Origin of the sequence: Streptomyces sp. NBC_00461, assembly GCF_036013935.1 — a bacterium.
In the GTDB taxonomy this organism is placed as follows: domain Bacteria; phylum Actinomycetota; class Actinomycetes; order Streptomycetales; family Streptomycetaceae; genus Streptomyces.
In genome coordinates, this window is sequence record NZ_CP107902.1 from 2,364,390 (window position 1) to 2,384,019 (window position 19,630).

A 19,630-nucleotide genomic window follows, 5' to 3' on the forward strand; every position below is an offset into this window, starting at 1 on the left:
GTCAGGGCTGGGCGAAGACCGGCTCCCAGCGTCCGGCGGCTCCGTCGTTGCCCTGGCGGAAGCCGCTGAGCGGCACCTCCTTGTTGCTGCCGATGGTGACCAGCACGAGCCGGTTGTGGAACTCGTTCTTGACGTTCTTGTCGATGTCCCAGGCGACGAGCTGGTCGTTGCCGACCCAGGCGAGCAGCTGCTGCCCGCGCACCTTGGTCTTCTTGCCGGTGACGGAGTCGATGAGCCAGGACGCGGTCTTCCACCCCTCACCGGCGAAGTCCCCGGCGACGAGCTTGCCGTTCGGTGACTTCCCGGCCTCGACGTACGGCGACAGATACTTGTCGCCCGCCGGTACGGGGACCTTTTTGCCCGTGAGGTCCCAGAAATCCTTGCCGATGTCGCCCTCGGGGTTCGCGGCCCAGACGTGCCGGCCGTCGTCGGCGAGGGCGAAGTCCTGGCGGGGGTTGATGAGGAAACCGGCCCCCATGGGGTCGTTCGGGTCGCTCTTGATCTTCACCTCGGCCCATGAGCCCTTCCCGGAGGCCACGTCGAAGACGTAGAAACCGGTGCGGCTGGACCCCATCTTCGGCCCCCACCCGCCGCCGTCCTGGGGCTTGTACAGCATGTCGGGATTCTCGCTGTACGTCGTCGCGAGCAGCTTGCGGCCGTCGCGCGAGAAGGCGAGCCCGGCCACCCCGTGGTCGACCGGGATCCACCGCTCCACCTTGCCGGAGGACAGGTCGAGCAGACCGATCCGCGAGGCGGGCAGGTTCCGCTCCAGGACGGCGGCGGTCTTCATGCCGGGCGCGACGGCGATCCAGGACCACTTCGTGGTCTTCTCGTACCTGCCGCTCCTCGGGTTCAGCAGGTAGTAGACCCGCCGGTTGACGGCGGTGTCCTTGGACTTCTTGACCCGCTCCGGGATGTAGTACGCGGCCAGGGTCGTCCCCTTGGCCGAGATCGTCTCGCGGGGCCGCGACTGGTCGGGGTGAGACTTGACGGTGTCCTGGTCGACGACCCCCGAGGGCCGTACGTCCTGCTTGCCCGAGTCCAGCAGCGGCACCGCCACGGCGACGGCGACCACGGCGACCGTGGCGGCGGCGGTCGCGATCCGGCGGTTGCGGCGGCGGCTGCGCAGGGCCAGCACGCGGTCCGCCAACCCCGGCCGCGCCGCGGTCTGTTCGGCGGCCTGCTCGCGCAGGGCGTCGCGCACGAGTTCGTCGACGTTCACGGACGCACCTCCACGGGCGAGTAGTCACGGGACACCAGTTCGGCGTCCGCCGGGCCGAGTGCGGCCAGCTCCGGCGCCAGAGTGCGCAGCCGGGCGAGGGAGCGGTGGGTGGTGGACCGTACGGTGCCGATCGAGCAGCCCAGCAGGCGGGCCACGTCGGCCTCGGGCAGGTCCTCGAAGTAGCGCAGTACGAGGACGGAACGCTGGCGGGCGGTGAGGCGGCCGAGCGCCTCGCGCATCACGACGCGCAGCTCGGCCGCGGCGGCCGTGTCACCGGACTGCGGCCCCCCTTCGGGCGGTTCGGCGACGCTGAACTCCCGTCTGCGCCCCTTCAGCCGCCAGCGGCTGATCTGCTGGCGGTACAGGATCCGGCGTACGTACGCCTCGGGCTCGTCGATCCGCTGCCATTTCCCGGCGGCCCTGACGAGCGCGTTCTGCAACAGGTCCTCGCCGGCGTGCTGATCTCCCCCGCAGAGCAGCACGGCCGTCTTCAGCAGAGCCGACGACCTGCTGTCCACGAACTCGCGGAAGCTCTCCAGCCCTTCGGCATTCATCGTCACCTTCTCTTCCCCGGCGGTTCCCTCTGTGTCCCGCCCCTGTGCCTCTTGTGACGCGTGCGACCGCCCACGGCTATGCCTGTGCCGACGAAGAATTTTCCAGCGACCGCGCACACCTCGTGCCGTACGTTGGTGCCGTGAGCCGCCCTCTGCTCTTCCTCGACGTCGACGGCCCCCTCAACCCGTACGCCGCGCAGCCCGAGCGACGCCCCGAGGGCTATACGACGATCAGGGTGGCCCTGCACCCGGGCCGTCCGCTGCGGGTCTGGCTGAGCCCCTCCCACGGACCGGAACTGCTCGCCCTCGACTACGACCTGTGCTGGGCCACGACGTGGATGGACGCCGCCAACCGCTGGATCGGCCCCGTCGTCGGCCTGCCCGAGCTGCCGTACGTCGACTTCGGTGAGGGCCTGTTCGCCTTCCGCCCCGACGGGGTGCACTGGAAGACGGAGGCCATCGTGCGGTATGCCGAGGGGCGTCCGTTCGCCTGGGTCGACGACGAGCAGGGCCCCGCGGACGAGGAGTACGTGGCCGCCCACCACTCCGGGGCCGCCTTGCTCCACCAGGTGAACCCGCGCCTGGGCCTGCGCGAGGGCGACTTCACGGCGCTGGCCCGGTTCGCGGCGGCGCTGCGTACATGACGAAGCGCCCTTCCGCCGGCGGGCGGAAGGGCGCCCGGAGTCGTCGTACCGCTCAGTTGTGGCTGTGCAGGATCTCGTTCAGACCGCCCCAGACCGCGTTGTTCGGGCGGGCCTCGACCGTGCCGGTGACCGAGTTGCGGCGGAAGAGGATGTGGGAGGCGCCGGAGAGTTCACGGGCCTTGACGATCTGCCCGTCGGGCATGGTCACGCGCGTGCCCGCGGTGACGTACAGCCCGGCCTCGACCACGCACTCGTCGCCGAGCGCGATGCCGACGCCCGCCTCGGCGCCGACCAGGCAGCGCTCGCCGATCGTGATGCGGACGTTGCCGCCGCCGGAGAGCGTGCCCATGGTGGACGCGCCGCCGCCGATGTCCGAACCGTCACCCACGACGACGCCCGCGGAGATACGGCCCTCGACCATGGACGTGCCGAGCGTGCCCGCGTTGAAGTTGACGAAGCCCTCGTGCATGACGGTGGTGCCCTCGGCCAGGTGCGCGCCGAGCCGCACGCGGTCGGCGTCGGCGATCCGGACGCCCTTGGGGGCGACGTAGTCCGTCATCCGCGGGAACTTGTCGACGGACGTCACCTGGAGGTGCAGCCCCTCGGCGCGGGCGTTGAGCCGCACCTTCTCGATGTCGTCGACGGCGACCGGGCCGAGCGAGGTCCAGGCGACGTTGGCGAGGAAGCCGAACATGCCGTCCAGGCTCTGGCCGTGCGGCTTGACCAGCCGGTGCGAGAGGAGGTGCAGCCGCAGGTAGACGTCGTGCGCGTCGATCGGCTTCTCGTCGAGGGTGGAGATGACCGTACGGACCGCGACCACCTCGACGCCACGGCGGGCGTCCGGCCCGATCGCCTTGGCCGCGCCCTCGCCGAGCAGTTCCACGGCCTTCTCGGCGGACAGCCGCTCGGTGCCGGACGGGCCGGGCTGTTCGCTCAGCTCGGGCGCGGGGAACCAGGTGTCGAGAACAGTGCCGTCGGCGGCGATCGTGGCGAGTCCGGTGGCCACGGCGCCGGTGGTGCGAGGAGCAGTCGTGTCGGTCATGAGGGCAACCTAACCGGCGGGAGGGCACGGAGGCCAACCGCCGGGGACGGTGTCTCAGGTACCGGGCCACCGCGCCGGGCGGGGGCCGCCTCGACGGTCGCGGCGTTCACGGCGTCGCCGGGCAACCGGCGGCGCCCGACATGACCCGCGCCAGCATCTCGCGCGCGAAGCCCTCGTCGTACGGCGCCCCCGTCAGCAGCACCTGCAGACAGATGCCGTCCATCAGCGCGACCAGCGCCCGCACGGTGACCGGGTCGGTGCGCCGGGCGAGCCGGGAGGCCAGGTCGTCGGCCCACTCGGCGGCGACGGGGCGCAGGGCGGGGCGGCGCAGGGCGGCGAGATACAGCTCGTACTCCAGCTCGACGCCCGCGCGGTCCCCGGACAGCCACTCGCCGAGGATCCGCGCGAGGTCCGTGGCCAGATCGCCCTCGGTGTCCTCCAGGGCGCCGCACGCGGCGACGACCTTGGCGAAGCCCTCGTTCGCCTGCCGCAGCGCGGCGACCATCAGTTCGTCGAGGGTCTTGAAGTGGTACGTCGTCGAGCCGAGCGGTACGTCCGCCTCGGCGGCGACCGAGCGGTGACTCAGGCCGGCCAGGCCCTTCTCCCCCACGACCCGGATCGCCGCGTCGATGATCCGCTGGCGGCGGTCGGGGTCGTAACGGCGGGGCATCAGTGCGCGCCACCCAGGTTGAGCACCACGACCCCAACGATGATCAGCGCGATCCCCGCGGCCTTCTGAACGGTCATCTGCTCCCCTAGGAACAGCATCCCGATCGCCACGATGGCGGCGGTGCCGAGGCCGGCCCAGACCGCGTACGCCGTGCCGACCGACATGGTCTTCAGCGTCTGCGCGAGCAGCGCGAAGGAGACGCCGTAACCGGCGAGCGTCAGCACCGACGGCCACAGCCGACTGAAGCCGTCGCTGAACTTCATGGCGGTGGTGCCGCCCACCTCGGCGGCAATGGCCGCGAGGAGCATGAGGAATGCCATGCGTACGAGTGTACATAACAGCGCTCACACGGCAGCCCGGCGACCACCGATCCCGCCCGACAGGGCCGCCGCGCCAGCGATTCCGCGGCTGCCGCCGAGCAGTCATACGACCCGACACCGCCCTGCACGACCGGATGTGATGCAGCGCCAGTCACAGCCGCAGCCCCAGCCCCAGCCGCCGACGTCGAGAACCCCCCACAGGGGCCACCCGCGCCCCGACGACGAAAGTCGCACGGGCGGTGCGGGTGCGAACGAAAAGGGCGAAGGCGCAGCCGAGGCCGTTCACGCCGCGCCGCCGCCGCGGCCCGCCCAGCTCACGGAAGCGCCGCCTCTCTCACCCCGCGGTCCACGCGTCGAGCCCTACCCGGTCGCCCTCGGCGCGCCGGGCCGTCGTCGGTCAACGAGGCGGGGCTCGGACGGTGTTGAGGGGCAGATGTGAAGGGTGGGGTTCCACTTGAGGAAGTCCAATCCTCATAGAAATCGCTCGCTGAAACCACTCCCCGTGTCCGCCACGCTCCACTAGGGTTTCACCGCTCACACACCCCACACTCACATCCCCGGCCGCCGCCTCGGGCGCCGCTGGAGGAACAGCGCATGCCAGACACCACCCCCGAGCCGTCCCAGAACAAACCCTGGGAGAACGGCTGGGCCCCCGACACGTCCCGGACCCCCGGAACCCGAAGACTCTGGCTGGCCGGCGTGCTGGCCCTGGCCACGATCGTCGCGTGCGTGACGGCGATCACCGTGATGGACAACGAGACCGATGATCCGGTACGGGCCTCCCCGTCCCCCTCGGGCTCCGCAACGGTCCCCGGTCTGATCTCCTACGCCACGCCGTCCACCGACGACGCCACGACGCCCGCCGGCGAGAGCGACCTGTCGTCCACCCGGACCAAGGCGTCCCCCGCAGCCAGCCCGCACGAGTCCGCGAACGGCGGCTCCAAGCCGTCCAAGTCGCCCACATCCCACGCGAGTTCACCCGGTCACTCCAAGCCGTCGGCCACCTACAGGTCCGTCCGCTCGGTGAACTACCCCGACCGCTACTGGCACATGAGCGGCGACTTCGTGAAGCTCGACCCGATCACCTCCGCCCCGGCCCGCCGCGACGCCACGTTCAAGCTCGTCAAGGGCCTGTGGGACGCGTCCTGTTACTCCTTCGCGACGTCGGACGGCACCTACCTCCGCCACCGCAACTTCGTCCTGCGCTCCGAACGCAGCGACGGATCCTCCCTGTTCGAACAGGACGCGACCTTCTGCCCGCAGACCTCGTCGTACTCGGGCGCGGTCATGCTGGAGTCGGTGAACTACCCGGGCCGCTTCCTGCGCCACCAGAACTTCCAGCTCGAACTGGACCCGTACCAGCAGAGCGATCTGTACCGGGCGGACTCGGCGTTCCGGTTGGTAGGCCCACTGGCTTGAGCCGGAGCGCCCTACGCGTCACGGAAGGCGATCAGCGAGGTCTTCGGCCTCAGTACGCAGAACTCGTTGCCCTCGGGGTCCGCCAGCACCACCCAGCCGGCCTCGTCGCCCTGCCCGATGTCGACCCTGCGTGCACCGAGCGCGAGGATGCGCTCGACCTCCGCCCCCTGATCGTCCGGGGCGAGGTCGAAGTGCAGCCGGTTCTTGATGTGCTTCGGGTCCTCGACGGGCATGAAGCAGATGCCCGTCGGCGCGAACTCGTCCGGTCCGATGACGACTTCGCGTTCCCTCTCTGACAGCACCTTCCAGTCGAGGACCCGGCACCAGAAGCGGGCGAGTCCGGGAAGGTCGTGCGCGTCGACGACGAGGTGATGCAGCAAAACGGCCATACCGGAGAAGGTATGGCCGTTTCACAGGTGCCGCAGATGTTTCCGGGTGCCTCAGACGTTGAAGCCCAGCGCCCGCAGCTGCTCCCGCCCGTCGTCCGTGATCTTGTCGGGGCCCCACGGCGGCATCCAGACCCAGTTGATGCGCAGCTCGTTGACGAGGCCGTCCGTGGCGGACTTGGCCTGGTCCTCGATGACGTCCGTCAGCGGGCAGGCCGCCGAGGTCAGGGTCATGTCGAGGGTCGCGATGTTCGCGTCGTCGATGTGGATGCCGTAGATCAGGCCGAGGTTGACGACGTCGATGCCCAGCTCGGGGTCGACGACGTCGTACAGCGCCTCGCGGACCTCTTCCTCCGAGGCCGGCTTCATCTCAACGGTCTCGCTCATGCCGTCTTCCTTTCGGCGTCGACGTCGGCGCCCAGCGCCTGGGCCGTCGCGTCCTTCCATGCCATCCAGCTGAGGAGGGCGCACTTCACCCGGGCCGGGTACTTGGAGACACCGGCGAACGCGACCGCGTCCTCCAGCACCTCCTCCATCGCGTCGTCCGGCTCGATCCTGCCCTTGGACTGCATCAGCTCCAGGAAGGTCTCCTGGACCTTCTGGGCGTCCGCCAGGTCCTTCCCGACCAGCAGTTCGTTGAGGACGGACGCGCTGGCCTGGCTGATCGAGCAGCCCTGACCCTCGTACGAGACGTCCTCGATCCTCGTGCCGTCGTACTTCACACGCAGGGTGATCTCGTCGCCGCACGTCGGGTTCACGTGGTGCACCTCGGCGTCGCCATCCCTCAGACCACGCCCGTGCGGGTTCTTGTAGTGATCCAGGATGACTTCCTGGTACATCGAGTCCAGCTTCACGCCGACAAACCTCGCATCTCTCAGCTCACGCCCTTCAGCCGAAGAAGTTCCGTACGTGCTCCAAGCCGTCGATCAACGCGTCGATCTCGGCCGGCGTGGAGTACAGATAGAACGACGCTCGCGTGGTCGCAGGAATTCCGTAGCGCAGGCAGACCGGCCGCGCGCAGTGGTGGCCGACCCGGACCGCGATGCCCTGCTCGTCGAGGACCTGGCCCACGTCGTGCGGGTGGATGTCGCCGAGCGTGAAGGAGATCGCGGCGCCCCGGTCCTCGGCGGTGGTCGGGCCGATGATCCGCAGGTCGGGGACGTCCCCGAGGCGCTTGACCGCGTACTCCGTGAGCGCGTGCTCATGGGCGAGGATCTTGTCCATGCCGATCGAGGACAGGTAGTCGATCGCCGCGCCCAGACCGACCGCCTGCGCGATCGGCGGGGTGCCCGCCTCGAACTTGTGCGGGGCGGGAGCGTAGGTGGACGAGTGCATCGACACCGTCTCGATCATCTCGCCGCCGCCGAGGAACGGAGGCAGGTCCTCCAGGAGCTCCTGCCGTCCCCAGAGCACGCCGATGCCCGTGGGGCCGCACATCTTGTGGCCGGTGAAGGCCACGAAGTCGGCCTGCAGGGCCTGGACGTCCAGCGGCATGTGCGGGGCGGCCTGCGAGGCGTCGATGCAGACCAGCGCGCCGACCTCCTGGGCGCGACGGACTATCGCCTCGACCGGATTGAGCGTGCCGAGGATGTTCGACACCAGCACGAAGGAGACGATCTTCGTCTTCTCCGTGATGATCTCGTCGATGTTGGAGAGGTCGAGGCGGCCGTCGTCGGTCAGGCCGAACCACTTCAGCTTCGCGCCCGTGCGCTGCGCGAGCAGCTGCCACGGGACGATGTTGGAGTGGTGCTCCATCTCCGTGATGACGATCTCGGTCTCGTGGTCCACGCGGTAGGGCTCGTCGGCCCAACCGAGCATGTTCGCCACGAGGTTGAGCGACTCGGAGGCGTTCTTGGTGAAGATCACCTCGTCGCGGCTCGGCGCGTTGATGAACGACGCGACCTTGTCACGCGCGCCCTCGTACAGCGCCGTGGCCTCCTCGGCGAGCACATGCACACCGCGGTGGACGTTGGCGTTGTAGCGCTCGTAGTACTCGTTCAGGGCGTCCAGCACCTGGCGCGGCTTCTGCGAGGTCGCCGCGTTGTCCAGGTACACGAGCTTCTTACCGTCGTGGACCTGACGGTCCAGGATGGGGAAGTCCTTGCGGATCGCCTCGGTGTCGAGGAGGCCCGGCAGCTGTGTCACGCGGATACGCCACCCTTCGTGTCGACTTCGTCGAGCTTCGCATAAGCCTCGTAGCCCTCGTTCTCCAGCTTGTCGGCGAGCTCGGCGCCGCCGGACTCGACGATCCGGCCCGCGGAGAAGACGTGGACGAAGTCGGGCTTGATGTAGCGCAGGATGCGCGTGTAGTGCGTGATCAGCAGGGTGCCGACCTCGCCGGTCTCGCGGACGCGGTTGACGCCCTCGGAGACGACGCGCAGGGCGTCGACGTCCAGGCCGGAGTCGGTCTCGTCGAGGATCGCGATCTTCGGCTTGAGCAGCTCCAGCTGAAGGATCTCGTGGCGCTTCTTCTCACCGCCGGAGAAGCCCTCGTTCACGTTGCGTTCGGCGAAGGAGGGGTCCATGGAGAGGCGCTCCATGGTCTCCTTGACCTCCTTCACCCAGGTGCGCAGCTTGGGGGCCTCGCCGCGCACGGCCGTGGCCGAGGTGCGCAGGAAGTTGGAGACGGAGACACCGGGGATCTCGACCGGGTACTGCATCGCGAGGAACAGGCCGGCGCGGGCGCGCTCGTCGACGGACATCTCCAGGACGTCCTCGCCGTCGAGGGTGACGGTGCCGCCGGTGATCGTGTACTTCGGGTGACCCGCGAGCGAGTAGGCGAGCGTCGACTTGCCGGAGCCGTTGGGGCCCATGATGGCGTGCGTCTCGCCCTGCTTCACGGTGAGGTCGACGCCCTTGAGGATCTCCTTCGTGGCGTTGTCGGCCTCGACGGTGACGTGCAGGTCGTGGATTTCAAGCGTTGCCATGGGTTCCTCAGGACTCCTGGGTGAGGGAGACGAACACGTCGTCTCCTTCGATCTTTACGGGGTATACGGGGACGGGTCGCGTCGCGGGAAGGCCGGACGGCTTGCCGGTGCGGAGGTCGAAGCTGGAGCCGTGCAGCCAGCACTCGATCTGACAGTCCTCCACCTCGCCCTCGGAGAGCGAGACGTTCGCGTGCGAGCAGATGTCGTGGATCGCGAACACCTCCCCCTCGGTCCTGACGACCGAGACCGGCGTGCCGTCGAGTTCCACCCGCGTCGGGGTGTTCTCCTCCAGCTCGCTCAGCCCGCAGGCGCGCACGAAGGTCGAAGGGGCAGTCATCAGACCGTCGCCTCCAGCTCCTCGTCGATCTTCACGAGAAGGCGCTCTTCGATGTCGTCGACGCCGATCTGCTGGACCAGCTCGGCGAAGAAGCCGCGGACCACCAGACGACGGGCCTCGTCGGCCGGGATGCCGCGCGCCATCAGGTAGAAGAGCTGCTCGTCGTCGAAGCGACCGGTCGCGGAGGCGTGGCCGGCGCCGACGATCTCACCGGTCTCGATCTCCAGGTTCGGCACCGAGTCGACCCGGGCGCCGTCCGTCAGGACGAGGTTCCGGTTCATCTCGTAGGTGTCGGTGCCCTCGGCCTTGGCCTCGATGAGGACGTCGCCGATCCACACCGCGTGAGCGGCCTCGCCCTGGAGCGCGCCCTTGTAGGCGACGTTCGACTTGCAGTGCGGGGTGTTGTGGTCGACCAGGAGACGGTGCTCCTGGTGCTGGCCGGCGTCGGTGAAGTACAGGCCGAACAGCTCGGCCTCGCCGCCGGTGCCGGCGTAGGAGACGCGCGGGTGCAGGCGTACGAGGTCGCCGCCGAAGGTGACCACGAACGACTTGAAGGTGGCGTCCCGGCCGATGAGGGCGTTGTGCTGGGCCACGTGCACGGCCTTGTCGTCCCAGTCCTGGACCGAGACGACGGTCAGCTTGGCGCCGTCGCCCAGGATGTAGTCGACGTTGGCGGCGAGCACGGCGTCACCGGTGTGGTCGATGACGACGACGGCCTCGGCGAAGGCTTTCAGCTCGATGACCTGGTGGCCGTAGGCGACCCCGCCCTCGCCGTGCACGGCGACGCGGATCGGCTCGGTGAGCACCGTCTCCTTGGGGACGGTGATCACGCCGGCCTTCTCGAACGCCGAGTAGGCCTGGGCGGCGATGCGGTCCACCGGGGTGCCGGCCTTGCCGAGGCGCGGGTCGTCGCGGTCCACGAGTTCGACGATGACGCCCTCGGGGGCGTCGACGGCGACCTTCACGGCCTCGCCGGTCGCGACGGCGGTGCCGTCGTGCAGCCCGCGCAGGCGCTCCAGCGGGGTGAACCGCCACTCCTCCTCGCGGCCGTGCGGGACCGGGAAGTCCGCCACGTCGAAGGAGGGGGGCGCGCTCATGCGCGTGGCGACGGTCGACTCGGCGGCCACCGCGATCTGGCCGGCGGTCGTGCTGCCCACCGGGATGTTCTGAGCCTCAGCCATGGCTGTCGGTCTGCTCTCTTCCTACGTCAAGAAATCTGGTGACTGCTGGGAGGCGGGTCTTAACCGACCGCGCCTTCCATCTGCAGCTCGATCAGCCGGTTGAGCTCAAGGGCGTACTCCATGGGCAGCTCCTTCGCGATGGGCTCGACGAAGCCGCGCACGATCATCGCCATCGCCTCGAACTCGCTCAGACCACGGCTCATCAGGTAGAAGAGCTGGTCCTCGGAGACCTTGGAGACGGTGGCCTCGTGGCCCATGGACACGTCGTCCTCACGGACGTCCACGTAGGGGTACGTGTCGGAGCGGGAGATGGTGTCGACGAGCAGCGCGTCGCACAGCACGTTCGACTTGGAGCCGTGGGCGCCCTCGCCGATCTCGACGAGGCCACGGTAGGAGGTACGACCACCACCGCGCGCCACGGACTTGGAGACGATGTTGGAGGAGGTGTTCGGCGCCATGTGGACCATCTTGGAGCCGGCGTCCTGGTGCTGCCCCTCGCCCGCGAAGGCGATGGAGAGGGTCTCGCCCTTGGCGTGCTCGCCCATCAGGTACACGGCCGGGTACTTCATCGTGACCTTGGAGCCGATGTTGCCGTCGATCCACTCCATGGTCGCGCCCTCGTACGCCACGGCGCGCTTGGTGACCAGGTTGTAGACGTTGTTCGACCAGTTCTGGATGGTCGTGTAGCGGCAGCGGGCGCCCTTCTTCACGATGATCTCGACGACCGCGGAGTGCAGGGAGTCCGACTTGTAGATCGGGGCCGTACAACCCTCGACGTAGTGGACGTAGGCGTCCTCGTCGACGATGATCAGCGTCCGCTCGAACTGGCCCATGTTCTCCGTGTTGATACGGAAGTAGGCCTGGAGCGGGATCTCCACGTGCACGCCCTTCGGCACGTAGATGAAGGAGCCGCCGGACCACACCGCGGTGTTCAGCGACGCGAACTTGTTGTCGCCGACCGGGATGACTGTGCCGAAGTACTCCTTGAAGAGCTCCGGGTGCTCCTTCAGGGCGGTGTCGGTGTCCAGGAAGATGACGCCCTGCTCCTCCAGGTCCTCGCGGATCTGGTGGTAGACGACCTCGGACTCGTACTGGGCGGCGACACCGGCGACGAGGCGCTGCTTCTCCGCCTCGGGGATGCCGAGCTTGTCGTACGTGTTCTTGATGTCCTCGGGCAGGTCCTCCCAGGACTCCGCCTGCTTCTCCGTGGAGCGCACGAAGTACTTGATGTTGTCGAAGTCGATGCCCGACAGGTCCGAGCCCCAGTTGGGCATGGGCTTCTTGTCGAACAGGCGCAGGCCCTTGAGACGGAGCTTGGTCATCCACTCCGGCTCGTTCTTCTTCGCGGAGATGTCCCGGACGACGTCCTCGTTGATGCCGCGCTTCGCAGAGGCACCAGCCACGTCGGAGTCGGCCCAGCCGTATTCGTAGTTGCCCAGGCCCTCAAGCTCGGGGTGGGCGGTCTCCTCGATGGGGAGCGTCATGCTGGGTTCCTCCCGGCGGTACTTGCGGATGCGTTGTCAGTGGTCTGGGAAATCTTGGGGATGAACGTCGTGCAGACGCCGTCGCCGTGCGCGATGGTCGCCAGCCGCTGGACGTGAGTACCCAGCAGCTGGGAGAAGATCTCGGTCTCCGCCTCGCACAGCTGCGGGAACTTCTCCGCCACGTGGGCCACCGGGCAGTGGTGCTGGCAGAGCTGCTCACCTTTTTGCGGGAGGGGGGCGCTACGAGCCGTAGCAGCGTACCCGTCCACGCTCAGGGCCTTGGCCAGGGCTTCGGTTCGCTGTTCGGGGGCGGCGGCCTCGATCGCCCGGCGGTAGGCGGCGGCCTGCTCGGCGATCCTCGCGCGCGCGAAGGCGACGACGGCCTCGTCCCCGCCGAACCGCTCCTGGATCCAGCGCAGGGCGTCCGCGGCGAGCTTGTCGTAGGACTGGTCGAAGGCGTCGCGGCCGCAGTCGGTCAGCGCGAACACCTTGGCGGGACGTCCGCGCGTGCGCGCGCCGTACACCCGCTGCTCACGCGCCTGAACTACGTCGTCGGCGACCAGCGCGTCCAGATGACGCCTTACGGCCGCGGGGGTGAGCCCCAGCCGCCCGGCCAGCTCGGTGACGGTCGACGGCCCGTGGTCCAGGATCGATCGCGCGACCCGGTTGCGCGTGGAGCGCTCCCCGCTCACGTGCTCTTCCTGGTGCGCCCCCATGGGGGTCTCCAGAGCCTCGCCGACGTTTTTCACAACGCCATTGTTGCGTAATTCCTCAGGACCGGGCAACCCGCGTCCCGGTCACTGGACGGTGCCCTGCGTCACTTAGGCACACCTAACCTGACCTGCGGAAACGATCTTTGATCGATCAGGGGGCGGCCAATTCGGTGGCATCGCCGGGCGCCTTCCGGGACACTCCTCAACCATGTCGACACCCCCTCCGACCGGCCCTCTTGTCACCCGCGACACGGTCGCCGCACAGGTGCGCCTGCTGGGTGTGGAGACCGGCGAGATTCTTCTGGTGCACTCCTCCCTCAGCAGCCTCGGCTGGGTCTGCGGGGGCGCCGTCGCGGTCGTCCAGGGACTGCTCGACGCGCTCGGCCAAACGGGCACCCTGGTCGTCCCCACCCAGACCGGCGACCTTTCGGACCCGGCCCTGTGGGGCAACCCGCCGGTGCCCGAGGAGTGGTGGGACCGGATCCGGGCCACGATGCCCGCCTACGACCCCCTGGTCACGCCCTCGCGCGGGGTGGGCGTGATCCCGGAGACCGTGCGCGGCTGGCCGGGCGCCCGGCGCAGCGCGCACCCGCAGACGTCCTTCGCGGCACTCGGCCCGCGCGCGGCGGAGATCGTCGACGGCCACGCGCCCGACTGCCGGCTCGGGGAGCGGAGCCCGCTGGCGCGGCTGGAGCGACTGGGCGCCCGGGTCCTGCTGCTCGGCGTCGGCTACGCGGCGTGCACGAGCTTCCATCTCGCCGAGTACCGGATACCGTCGCCGCTCGTCCGGGTCGGGCGGCCGGCTCCGGGCGGCGGCTGGGAGACGGTGACCGAGGTGTCGATCACCTCGGAGAACTTCGCCGAGCTGGGCCATGACTTCGAGCGGGACCGTGCCGTCGTGCGCAAAAGGGTGGGCGCCGCCGACGCCCGGCTGTTTCCCGTGGCGGACTCGGTGGCGTACGCGGAGCGGTGGCTGGCGCTGCACCGGTCGCGGGAGGACGAGATCCCCACGGCGACCGGGAGTGCTCCGGCGAGTGGAGATCCTGCACCCCCCGGTCCGGGCCGACGACGGCGTACCTAGACTCTGGACCCATGCGAAGTGAGCCCGTGGTCCAGGTTCAGGCCCTGGTGAAGCGGTACGGCACAAAAACCGCTGTGGACGGCCTCGACCTGGTGGCCAAGGCGGGCGTGACCGCCGTACTCGGCCCGAACGGCGCGGGCAAGACCACCACCGTCGAGACCTGTGAGGGGTACCGCAGGCCGGATTCCGGCACGGTGCGGGTCCTGGGTCTCGACCCGGTGCGACAGGCCCGTCAACTGCATCCGCGCATCGGCGTGATGCTGCAGTCCGGCGGTGTCTACTCGGGCGCGCGGGCCGACGAGATGCTGCGGCATGTGGCGAAACTGCACGCGAACCCGCTGGACGTGGACGCGCTCATCGAGCGACTCGGCCTCGGCTCGTGCGGCCGTACGACCTACCGCCGTCTCTCCGGCGGCCAGCAGCAGCGCCTCGCGCTCGCGATGGCCGTCGTGGGGCGTCCGGAGCTGGTGTTCCTCGACGAGCCGACCGCCGGCCTCGACCCGCAGGCCCGGCACGCGACCTGGGACCTCGTCCGCGACCTGCGCACCGACGGCGTCTCGGTCATCCTCACCACGCACTACATGGACGAGGCCGAGCAGCTCGCGGACGACGTCGCGATCATCGACGCCGGCCGGGTCATCGCCCAGGGCTCCCCGGACGAGCTGTGCCGCGGCGGCGCCGAGAACACACTGCGCTTCACGGGCCGTCCCGGCCTGGACGTGGGCTCCCTGCTGAAGGCGCTGCCCGCGGACTGCTCGGCGGCGGAGCTCACGCCGGGCTCGTACCGGGTCGTCGGCAAGGTCGACCCGCAGTTGCTGGCGACGGTGGCGTCCTGGTGCGCGCAGCACGGGGTGATGCCGGACCGGATCTCGGTCGAACGGCACACCCTTGAGGACGTGTTCTTGGAGCTTACGGGCAAGGAGTTGCGTTCGTGACGACGGCAACCGGTACGTACGCGCCCAAGCCGGGTGCGTCCCCCCTCCCCCGCATGATCGCGGCCCAGGCAGCGCTTGAGACGAAGATGCTGCTGCGCAACGGCGAGCAGCTGCTGCTGACGGTCGTGATCCCGACGCTGCTGCTGGTGCTGTTCAGCTCGGTGGACATCGTCGACACCGGCGCGGGCAAGGCGGTGGACTTCCTCGCGCCCGGCATCCTGGCCCTCGCCGTCATGTCCACGGCCTTCACGGGCCAGGCGATCGCGACGGGCTTCGAGCGGCGCTACGGCGTGCTGAAGCGCCTCGCCTCCTCGCCGCTCCCCCGCTGGGGCCTGATGACCGCGAAGACGGCGTCGGTCCTGGTCACGGAGGTCCTCCAGGTGATCCTCCTGACGGTGATCGCCTTCGCCCTGGGCTGGTCGCCCGAGGGCAACCCGGCGGCCGTGCTGCTCCTGCTGATCCTGGGCACGGCGGCCTTCTCGGGCCTGGGCCTGCTGATGGCCGGCACGCTGAAGGCGGAGGCGACCCTGGCTGCCGCGAACCTGGTCTTCCTGCTGCTGCTCGTGGGCGGCGGCGTGATCGTGCCGATGGACAAGTTCCCGCAGGGCGCTCAGGACGTCCTGGGACTCCTGCCGGTCTCCGCCCTCTCCGACGGTCTGCGGGACGTGCTGCAGCACGGGGCCGGCACGCCCTGGGGCGACCTGGGGATTCTGGCCGTGTGGGCCGTCGTGGGGCTCGCGGCCGCCGGGAGGTTCTTCCGCTGGGAGTAGGGGCGTGGCGGACCCTCGTGAAAGCGTGCACAAGTGGACGCCTACGATGGTGCGCGTGCCAAACGTGACCCACGCCGACGCGGTGGCGGCCCTGCGCAACCCGCTCTCCTTCATCGCCGCACGCTGGACCCCGAAACCCGGGACGGTCCGGCGGGCGGCTCTTTCCGCGCTCGTCATGTCGGTGGTCATCGTGGTCACCGGCGGTGCGGTGCGACTGACCGCTTCCGGGCTCGGCTGCCCGACCTGGCCCAAGTGCACCGCCAACTCGCTCGCTCCCACCGGTGCGATGAACTTCCACAGCGCCATCGAGTTCGGCAACCGCATGCTGACGTACGTGCTGTGCGCCGCCATCGGCTGGGCGATCATCGCGGCGCGCTCGGAGAAGCCGTACCGGCGAAGCCTGACCCGGCTCGGCTGGGTGCAGTTCTGGCTGGTCATGAGCAACGCGGTGCTCGGGGGCATCGTGGTCCTGGTCGGCCTCAACCCGTACACCGTCGCGGCCCACTTCCTGCTCGCCTCGGCGCTGATCGCGGTCGCCACCGTGATGTGGCAGCGCACCCGCGAGGGCGACGGGGCGCCCCGCCCGCTGGTCGGCAGGCCCGTGCAGCAACTGGTGTGGTTCCTGGTCGCCGCCTCCGTGCTGCTGATCGCGGTGGGCACCGTGGTGACCGGCGCCGGTCCGCACGCGGGCGACTCACGCGAGGTCGAGCGGATGCCGCTGGACTGGGAGACCGTCAGCAAGCTGCACGCCGTACTGGCCTGGATCGTGGTCACGCTGACCTTCGCCCTGTGGTTCATCCTCAAGGCGGTCGACGCCCCCAAGAGCCCCCTGCACCGCACCCGCGAACTCTTCCTGATCCTGCTGTCCCAGGGCGTCATCGGCTACGTCCAGTACTTCACCAACCTCCCCGAGGCCCTGGTCGGCCTGCACATGCTCGGCTCGGCCCTGGTGTGGATCGGGGTGCTGCGGGTCCTGCTGGCGATGCGGGAGCGGCCCGAGCCGGCGGCGGACCTGCCGGGGCCTTCGGCCGAGGTGACGGTGGGCACGCGCGCGTAGGCGCTCACTCCGGACCCTGACCACGCGCGCGTAGGCGCTCACTCCAGTCCGTACACCCTGCGCGCGTTCCCGGCCGCCACCATCCCGGCCACCCGCTGCGCGTCCGCCAGCGACCACGCCCCCTCCGCGACCCAGCCGCCCAGCACCCGCCCCAGGGCCTCCCGGAACAACCGCGCTCCCACGACGTGCAGCTCGGGCAGCCCATGAGCCCCGCTGGAGAAGAGGATCTTCCCGAAGGGGGCCAGCTCCAGGATCTCGGCGAGGACGGTGGCCGCGCGGGCGCCGGTGCGGACCAGGGCGGCCCCCGAGTCGGCGTACACGTGCGGGAAGACACCGGCGAGATGGGCGGCATGGCGGTGGTAGGGGTAGCCGTGCAGCAGGACCAGGTCCGTGCCCAGTCCGGCCGTGGCGCGGACGAAGTCGGTGAGCAGCACCGGGTCCGTGCGGTCGATGCGCTGGCCCGGTTCGCCGAGTCCCGCGTGGAGCTGGAGCGGCAGCCCGGAGGCGACGGCGATCCACAGCAGGTGCCGCAGCAGAACCGGGTCGGTCAGCTCGCCGCCCACTCTGCGGCCGGCCAGCCACCGCCCGGCGGCACCCCGCACCTCCCCGGGCCCGGGCGGCTCGGGCGCGAGCGCCAGCCCGTGCCGTACGCCCGCGACGGAGGTGAAGGCCACCGCGCTTCCGGCGGCGCCGTGCACCGACTCGGCGAGGTTGGCGAGGAAGGACTCGACGGTGCCGGAGGTGTCCGCGACCTGCTCGGCCAGTAACTCCAGGCGGACGATCTCGCGGGCCTCGGCGTCCCCGGCGGACGCCAGCTCGGTGGGTCCGGTGAGGTCGCCGGGCAGCCCCGTGTCGACCAGATACGTCGTGATGCCGCTGCCGCGCAGGAGTCTGCGGCCCGTCTCCGGTACGCCCAGTTCACGACGCCGGGCGAGATAGCGGGCGGGGGGACAGTGCGGTTCCAGGCCGAGCAGCGGGGGGCACCAGCGGCGTACGGCGAAACCGGTCTGTGTGTCGAAGAGGGTGGTGCCGGGCGCGGGCGGTCCCTCGGTGCGCGCCAGCTGGGCCTCGAAGGTGCCGAGGCCCAGCTCCGTCCTCAGTACGCCGTGGCAGTACTGGTCCACGAGGGACGGCGTTTCGATCATCCGGACTCCCCGTGAACCTGGACCGTGCGGTGCCTTACAGGTCCTAACGGGTGAACCGGGTCCTAGGTGTTGCTCTCGCGCACCCCGTGCGAAAAGCCGGCGGCCGTCAGGTGTTGGACGGGCCGCCCACCTGGATCCCCGCCATGCGCGTCCACTCGTACGGGCCCGTCTTCACCTTGGCCGCGAACTCGCCGTCGAAGTCCTCGTGGACGGTGATGCCGGACTTCTCCACCGCCTTCTCGGCCAGCTCGTACGAGGGCGCCACCAGATCGCCCCAGCCGCCGTCCTCACCGACGAGGACGATGCGCGCGCCGCGCTCACCGATGTGGGCCACCTGGCCCTCGGCCCCACCGTGCGCCTTGGAGAAGGCGTTGATCTGCTTGGCGAGGCGCGCCACCTTGCGCTCGGCCTTCGGGTCAACCTGCTGAGTCTCTGCCATGGCCAGGATGCTACCGACGGGTAGATCGAACGGCGACGGGCGGGGTGCGTGGCCTTGACCACGCACCCCGCCCGCAACGGCGTACAGGGACGAGCTGGTACAGGGACGAGCTAACGGAGGAAGGGGTCCACCGCGACCGCCACGAACAGGATCGACACGTAGGTGATGGACCAGTGGAACAGCCGCATCTCCTTGAGCTTCCCGCCCGTCACCTCCGCCTTGGCCCTGTTCTGCAGCCCGTGGGCCTCCCACAGCCAGAAGCCGCCGGCCAGCAGCGCCACGAGCGTGTAGAACCAGCCCGTGTAGCCGAGGGGGGTGAGCAGGAGCGAGACGGCCACCATCACCCAGCTGTAGATCACGATCTGCTTGGCGACGACCTTGTTGGAGGCGACGACCGGCAGCATCGGCACGCCCACGCGCGCGTAGTCGTCCTTGACCTTCATCGACAGCGGCCAGTAGTGCGGCGGCGTCCAGAAGAACATGACGAGGAAGAGGATGACCGGCGCCCACGACACGGAGTTCGTGACGGCCGACCAGCCGATGAGCACCGGAAGGCAGCCGGCGATGCCGCCCCACACGATGTTCTGCGAGGTTCGCCGCTTGAGGATCATCGTGTAGACGACGACGTAGAAGAGCAGCGCGCCGAGTGACAGCCACGCCGACAGCCAGTTGACGGTGAGGCCGAACAGGAGCGTGGAGACCACTGCGAGGGTGATGCCGAAGGCGAGGCACTCGCGCGGGCTGACCATGCCGGTGACCAGGGGGCGCTGCGAGGTGCGGTCCATCAGCGCGTCGATGTCGCGGTCGATGTACATGTTCAGCGCGTTGGCGCCGCCCGCCGAGAGGTAGCCGCCGAGGCAGGTGAGCAGCACCAGCGTCAGGTCCGGCACACCCTGCTGGGCGAGGAACATCACCGGAACGGTGGTGATGAGCAGGAGCTCGATGATCCGCGGCTTGGTCAGCGCCACGAACGCCTTGACACGGGCCCCGAACGGCCGGTGACGCGGGCTCTCGCTGGCACCGAGTACCCCCGCTGGACGGGATTCGACGGCCGTCACGCACACCCCTACAGAGACATCCCAGCAAGCCCGACCCGTGTGAAGTCCCGGTAAAGGCTCGCGCGTACCACGCCACTTTAGACGTTGCCCATACCCCGGCCTTCGCGGGGGTCGGGTCGTGTTGAAAGGGGCCGCCACAAGAGCCCGCCGCCACTCGGTTGAGCACTCGGACGAGCGCCTGCGTATTCAGTTGCCAAATGGCTGTCCAGCCCGGTCGGGAGGCAGATCTCGGCGACTCCCGGCAGT

Annotated in this window: 23 protein-coding genes; 6 read left to right on the top strand and 17 right to left on the bottom strand. The window is 69.6% G+C overall.

Going from position 1 to position 19,630, the window contains the following annotated elements:
- Position 1: 1 nt before the first annotated feature.
- Positions 2-1,222 (bottom strand): WD40 repeat domain-containing protein, encoded by a 1,221-nt coding sequence (locus OG870_RS11305; RefSeq protein WP_327690849.1) that lies wholly within the window; start codon positions 1,220-1,222, stop codon positions 2-4.
- Positions 1,219-1,776, bottom strand: a complete 558-nt coding sequence (locus tag OG870_RS11310; RefSeq protein WP_266588483.1) for a SigE family RNA polymerase sigma factor — start codon at positions 1,774-1,776, stop codon at positions 1,219-1,221. The genes OG870_RS11305 and OG870_RS11310 overlap by 4 nt, the downstream gene beginning before the upstream one ends.
- Positions 1,777-1,916: 140 nt before the next feature.
- Here OG870_RS11310 and OG870_RS11315 point away from each other — a divergent pair, with 140 nt between their 5' ends.
- The gene (locus OG870_RS11315) at positions 1,917-2,420 is read left to right on the top strand and encodes a hypothetical protein (RefSeq protein ID WP_266512143.1); all 504 of its coding nucleotides are present in this window, start codon (positions 1,917-1,919) and stop codon (positions 2,418-2,420) included.
- A gap of 52 nt (positions 2,421-2,472) precedes the next feature.
- On the opposite strand, the gene dapD is transcribed toward OG870_RS11315, so the two are convergent.
- From dapD to OG870_RS11330, 3 genes are all read right to left on the bottom strand, one after another.
- Positions 2,473-3,462: a 2,3,4,5-tetrahydropyridine-2,6-dicarboxylate N-succinyltransferase gene (dapD, locus tag OG870_RS11320; protein WP_266512146.1), complete on the bottom strand. Its 990-nt coding sequence runs from the start codon at positions 3,460-3,462 to the stop codon at positions 2,473-2,475.
- 106 nt (positions 3,463-3,568) lie between these two features.
- Positions 3,569-4,132, bottom strand: a complete 564-nt coding sequence (locus OG870_RS11325; protein WP_266512148.1) for a TetR/AcrR family transcriptional regulator — start codon at positions 4,130-4,132, stop codon at positions 3,569-3,571.
- Positions 4,132-4,452, bottom strand: coding sequence for a DMT family transporter (locus OG870_RS11330; RefSeq protein ID WP_266585536.1), 321 nt, complete (start codon positions 4,450-4,452; stop codon positions 4,132-4,134). The genes OG870_RS11325 and OG870_RS11330 overlap by 1 nt, the downstream gene beginning before the upstream one ends.
- Before the next feature lie 594 nt (positions 4,453-5,046).
- On the opposite strand from OG870_RS11330, the gene OG870_RS11335 reads away from it, so the two are divergent.
- The gene (locus OG870_RS11335) at positions 5,047-5,871 is read left to right on the top strand and encodes an AbfB domain-containing protein (protein ID WP_266512150.1); all 825 of its coding nucleotides are present in this window, start codon (positions 5,047-5,049) and stop codon (positions 5,869-5,871) included.
- An 11-nt stretch (positions 5,872-5,882) separates the two neighbouring features.
- Here OG870_RS11335 and OG870_RS11340 read toward each other — a convergent pair whose 3' ends face one another.
- From OG870_RS11340 to OG870_RS11380, 9 genes are read right to left on the bottom strand one after another with little or no spacing between them, the layout of a single operon-like run.
- Positions 5,883-6,260 carry a VOC family protein gene (locus tag OG870_RS11340; RefSeq protein ID WP_327690850.1) on the bottom strand — a complete coding sequence of 126 codons (378 nt, stop codon included), beginning with the start codon at positions 6,258-6,260 and terminating at the stop codon, positions 5,883-5,885.
- Between the two features lie 51 nt (positions 6,261-6,311).
- Positions 6,312-6,644: a metal-sulfur cluster assembly factor gene (locus OG870_RS11345; protein WP_102911749.1), complete on the bottom strand. Its 333-nt coding sequence runs from the start codon at positions 6,642-6,644 to the stop codon at positions 6,312-6,314.
- Complete coding sequence (gene sufU / locus OG870_RS11350) at positions 6,641-7,111, bottom strand: Fe-S cluster assembly sulfur transfer protein SufU (protein ID WP_266512156.1); 471 nt, start codon at positions 7,109-7,111, stop codon at positions 6,641-6,643. Before sufU ends, OG870_RS11345 begins: the two co-directional genes overlap by 4 nt.
- A 34-nt stretch (positions 7,112-7,145) precedes the next feature.
- Positions 7,146-8,402: a cysteine desulfurase gene (locus OG870_RS11355; protein ID WP_266512159.1), complete on the bottom strand. Its 1,257-nt coding sequence runs from the start codon at positions 8,400-8,402 to the stop codon at positions 7,146-7,148.
- On the bottom strand, positions 8,399-9,184 hold the full coding sequence (gene sufC / locus OG870_RS11360; protein WP_266512162.1) for a Fe-S cluster assembly ATPase SufC: 786 nt from the start codon (positions 9,182-9,184) through the stop codon (positions 8,399-8,401). Before sufC ends, OG870_RS11355 begins: the two co-directional genes overlap by 4 nt.
- Before the next feature lie 7 nt (positions 9,185-9,191).
- The gene (locus OG870_RS11365) at positions 9,192-9,521 is read right to left on the bottom strand and encodes a bifunctional 3-phenylpropionate/cinnamic acid dioxygenase ferredoxin subunit (protein WP_266585530.1); all 330 of its coding nucleotides are present in this window, start codon (positions 9,519-9,521) and stop codon (positions 9,192-9,194) included.
- Positions 9,521-10,702 carry a Fe-S cluster assembly protein SufD gene (sufD, locus tag OG870_RS11370; protein ID WP_266512167.1) on the bottom strand — a complete coding sequence of 394 codons (1,182 nt, stop codon included), beginning with the start codon at positions 10,700-10,702 and terminating at the stop codon, positions 9,521-9,523. Before sufD ends, OG870_RS11365 begins: the two co-directional genes overlap by 1 nt.
- A 59-nt stretch (positions 10,703-10,761) precedes the next feature.
- Positions 10,762-12,186: a Fe-S cluster assembly protein SufB gene (sufB, locus tag OG870_RS11375; protein ID WP_266512169.1), complete on the bottom strand. Its 1,425-nt coding sequence runs from the start codon at positions 12,184-12,186 to the stop codon at positions 10,762-10,764.
- Entirely contained in the window at positions 12,183-12,935 is a 753-nt protein-coding gene (locus OG870_RS11380; protein ID WP_266841140.1) for a helix-turn-helix transcriptional regulator, read from the bottom strand. Before OG870_RS11380 ends, sufB begins: the two co-directional genes overlap by 4 nt.
- A 172-nt stretch (positions 12,936-13,107) precedes the next feature.
- On the opposite strand from OG870_RS11380, the gene OG870_RS11385 reads away from it, so the two are divergent.
- Genes OG870_RS11385 through OG870_RS11400 form a run of 4 tightly spaced genes read left to right on the top strand, consistent with a single transcriptional unit; the run spans position 13,108 to position 16,742 of the window.
- Positions 13,108-13,980, top strand: a complete 873-nt coding sequence (locus tag OG870_RS11385) for an aminoglycoside N(3)-acetyltransferase (protein ID WP_266841139.1) — start codon at positions 13,108-13,110, stop codon at positions 13,978-13,980.
- An 11-nt stretch (positions 13,981-13,991) separates the two neighbouring features.
- A complete protein-coding gene (locus OG870_RS11390; protein ID WP_266585526.1) occupies positions 13,992-14,915 on the top strand; it encodes an ABC transporter ATP-binding protein in 924 nt (307 codons plus the stop codon).
- Positions 14,916-14,968: 53 nt separating this feature from the next.
- A complete protein-coding gene (locus OG870_RS11395) occupies positions 14,969-15,685 on the top strand; it encodes an ABC transporter permease (protein ID WP_266842212.1) in 717 nt (238 codons plus the stop codon).
- 46 nt (positions 15,686-15,731) lie between these two features.
- A complete protein-coding gene (locus OG870_RS11400; protein ID WP_266585524.1) occupies positions 15,732-16,742 on the top strand; it encodes a COX15/CtaA family protein in 1,011 nt (336 codons plus the stop codon).
- A 38-nt stretch (positions 16,743-16,780) separates the two neighbouring features.
- On the opposite strand, the gene OG870_RS11405 is transcribed toward OG870_RS11400, so the two are convergent.
- The 3 genes from OG870_RS11405 to OG870_RS11415 all read right to left on the bottom strand — a co-directional run bounded on the left by OG870_RS11405 (position 16,781) and on the right by OG870_RS11415 (position 19,390).
- Positions 16,781-17,887 carry an amidohydrolase family protein gene (locus OG870_RS11405; protein ID WP_266585522.1) on the bottom strand — a complete coding sequence of 369 codons (1,107 nt, stop codon included), beginning with the start codon at positions 17,885-17,887 and terminating at the stop codon, positions 16,781-16,783.
- Positions 17,888-17,993: 106 nt separating this feature from the next.
- Positions 17,994-18,326 (bottom strand): hypothetical protein, encoded by a 333-nt coding sequence (locus OG870_RS11410; RefSeq protein ID WP_266512185.1) that lies wholly within the window; start codon positions 18,324-18,326, stop codon positions 17,994-17,996.
- A 110-nt stretch (positions 18,327-18,436) separates the two neighbouring features.
- Complete coding sequence (locus OG870_RS11415) at positions 18,437-19,390, bottom strand: heme o synthase (protein ID WP_266512187.1); 954 nt, start codon at positions 19,388-19,390, stop codon at positions 18,437-18,439.
- Between the last annotated feature and the right edge of the window lie 240 nt (positions 19,391-19,630).

What these genes read in the sequence shown, in the direction of transcription:
- OG870_RS11345 (WP_102911749.1), bottom strand. Translation starts at nt 6,644, where the DNA reads ATGAGCGAGACCGTTGAGATGAAGCCGGCCTCGGAGGAAGAGGTCCGC.
- OG870_RS11390 (WP_266585526.1), top strand. Translation starts at nt 13,992, where the DNA reads ATGCGAAGTGAGCCCGTGGTCCAGGTTCAGGCCCTGGTGAAGCGGTAC.
- OG870_RS11400 (WP_266585524.1), top strand. Translation starts at nt 15,732, where the DNA reads ATGGTGCGCGTGCCAAACGTGACCCACGCCGACGCGGTGGCGGCCCTG.
- sufD (WP_266512167.1), bottom strand. Translation starts at nt 10,702, where the DNA reads ATGGCTGAGGCTCAGAACATCCCGGTGGGCAGCACGACCGCCGGCCAG.
- OG870_RS11335 (WP_266512150.1), top strand. Translation starts at nt 5,047, where the DNA reads ATGCCAGACACCACCCCCGAGCCGTCCCAGAACAAACCCTGGGAGAAC.
- OG870_RS11405 (WP_266585522.1), bottom strand. Translation starts at nt 17,887, where the DNA reads ATGATCGAAACGCCGTCCCTCGTGGACCAGTACTGCCACGGCGTACTG.
- OG870_RS11365 (WP_266585530.1), bottom strand. Translation starts at nt 9,521, where the DNA reads ATGACTGCCCCTTCGACCTTCGTGCGCGCCTGCGGGCTGAGCGAGCTG.
- sufC (WP_266512162.1), bottom strand. Translation starts at nt 9,184, where the DNA reads ATGGCAACGCTTGAAATCCACGACCTGCACGTCACCGTCGAGGCCGAC.
- OG870_RS11385 (WP_266841139.1), top strand. Translation starts at nt 13,108, where the DNA reads ATGTCGACACCCCCTCCGACCGGCCCTCTTGTCACCCGCGACACGGTC.
- sufB (WP_266512169.1), bottom strand. Translation starts at nt 12,186, where the DNA reads ATGACGCTCCCCATCGAGGAGACCGCCCACCCCGAGCTTGAGGGCCTG.
- OG870_RS11330 (WP_266585536.1), bottom strand. Translation starts at nt 4,452, where the DNA reads ATGGCATTCCTCATGCTCCTCGCGGCCATTGCCGCCGAGGTGGGCGGC.
- OG870_RS11395 (WP_266842212.1), top strand. Translation starts at nt 14,969, where the DNA reads ATGATCGCGGCCCAGGCAGCGCTTGAGACGAAGATGCTGCTGCGCAAC.
- OG870_RS11310 (WP_266588483.1), bottom strand. Translation starts at nt 1,776, where the DNA reads ATGAATGCCGAAGGGCTGGAGAGCTTCCGCGAGTTCGTGGACAGCAGG.
- OG870_RS11410 (WP_266512185.1), bottom strand. Translation starts at nt 18,326, where the DNA reads ATGGCAGAGACTCAGCAGGTTGACCCGAAGGCCGAGCGCAAGGTGGCG.
- OG870_RS11340 (WP_327690850.1), bottom strand. Translation starts at nt 6,260, where the DNA reads ATGGCCGTTTTGCTGCATCACCTCGTCGTCGACGCGCACGACCTTCCC.
- dapD (WP_266512146.1), bottom strand. Translation starts at nt 3,462, where the DNA reads ATGACCGACACGACTGCTCCTCGCACCACCGGCGCCGTGGCCACCGGA.
- OG870_RS11325 (WP_266512148.1), bottom strand. Translation starts at nt 4,132, where the DNA reads ATGCCCCGCCGTTACGACCCCGACCGCCGCCAGCGGATCATCGACGCG.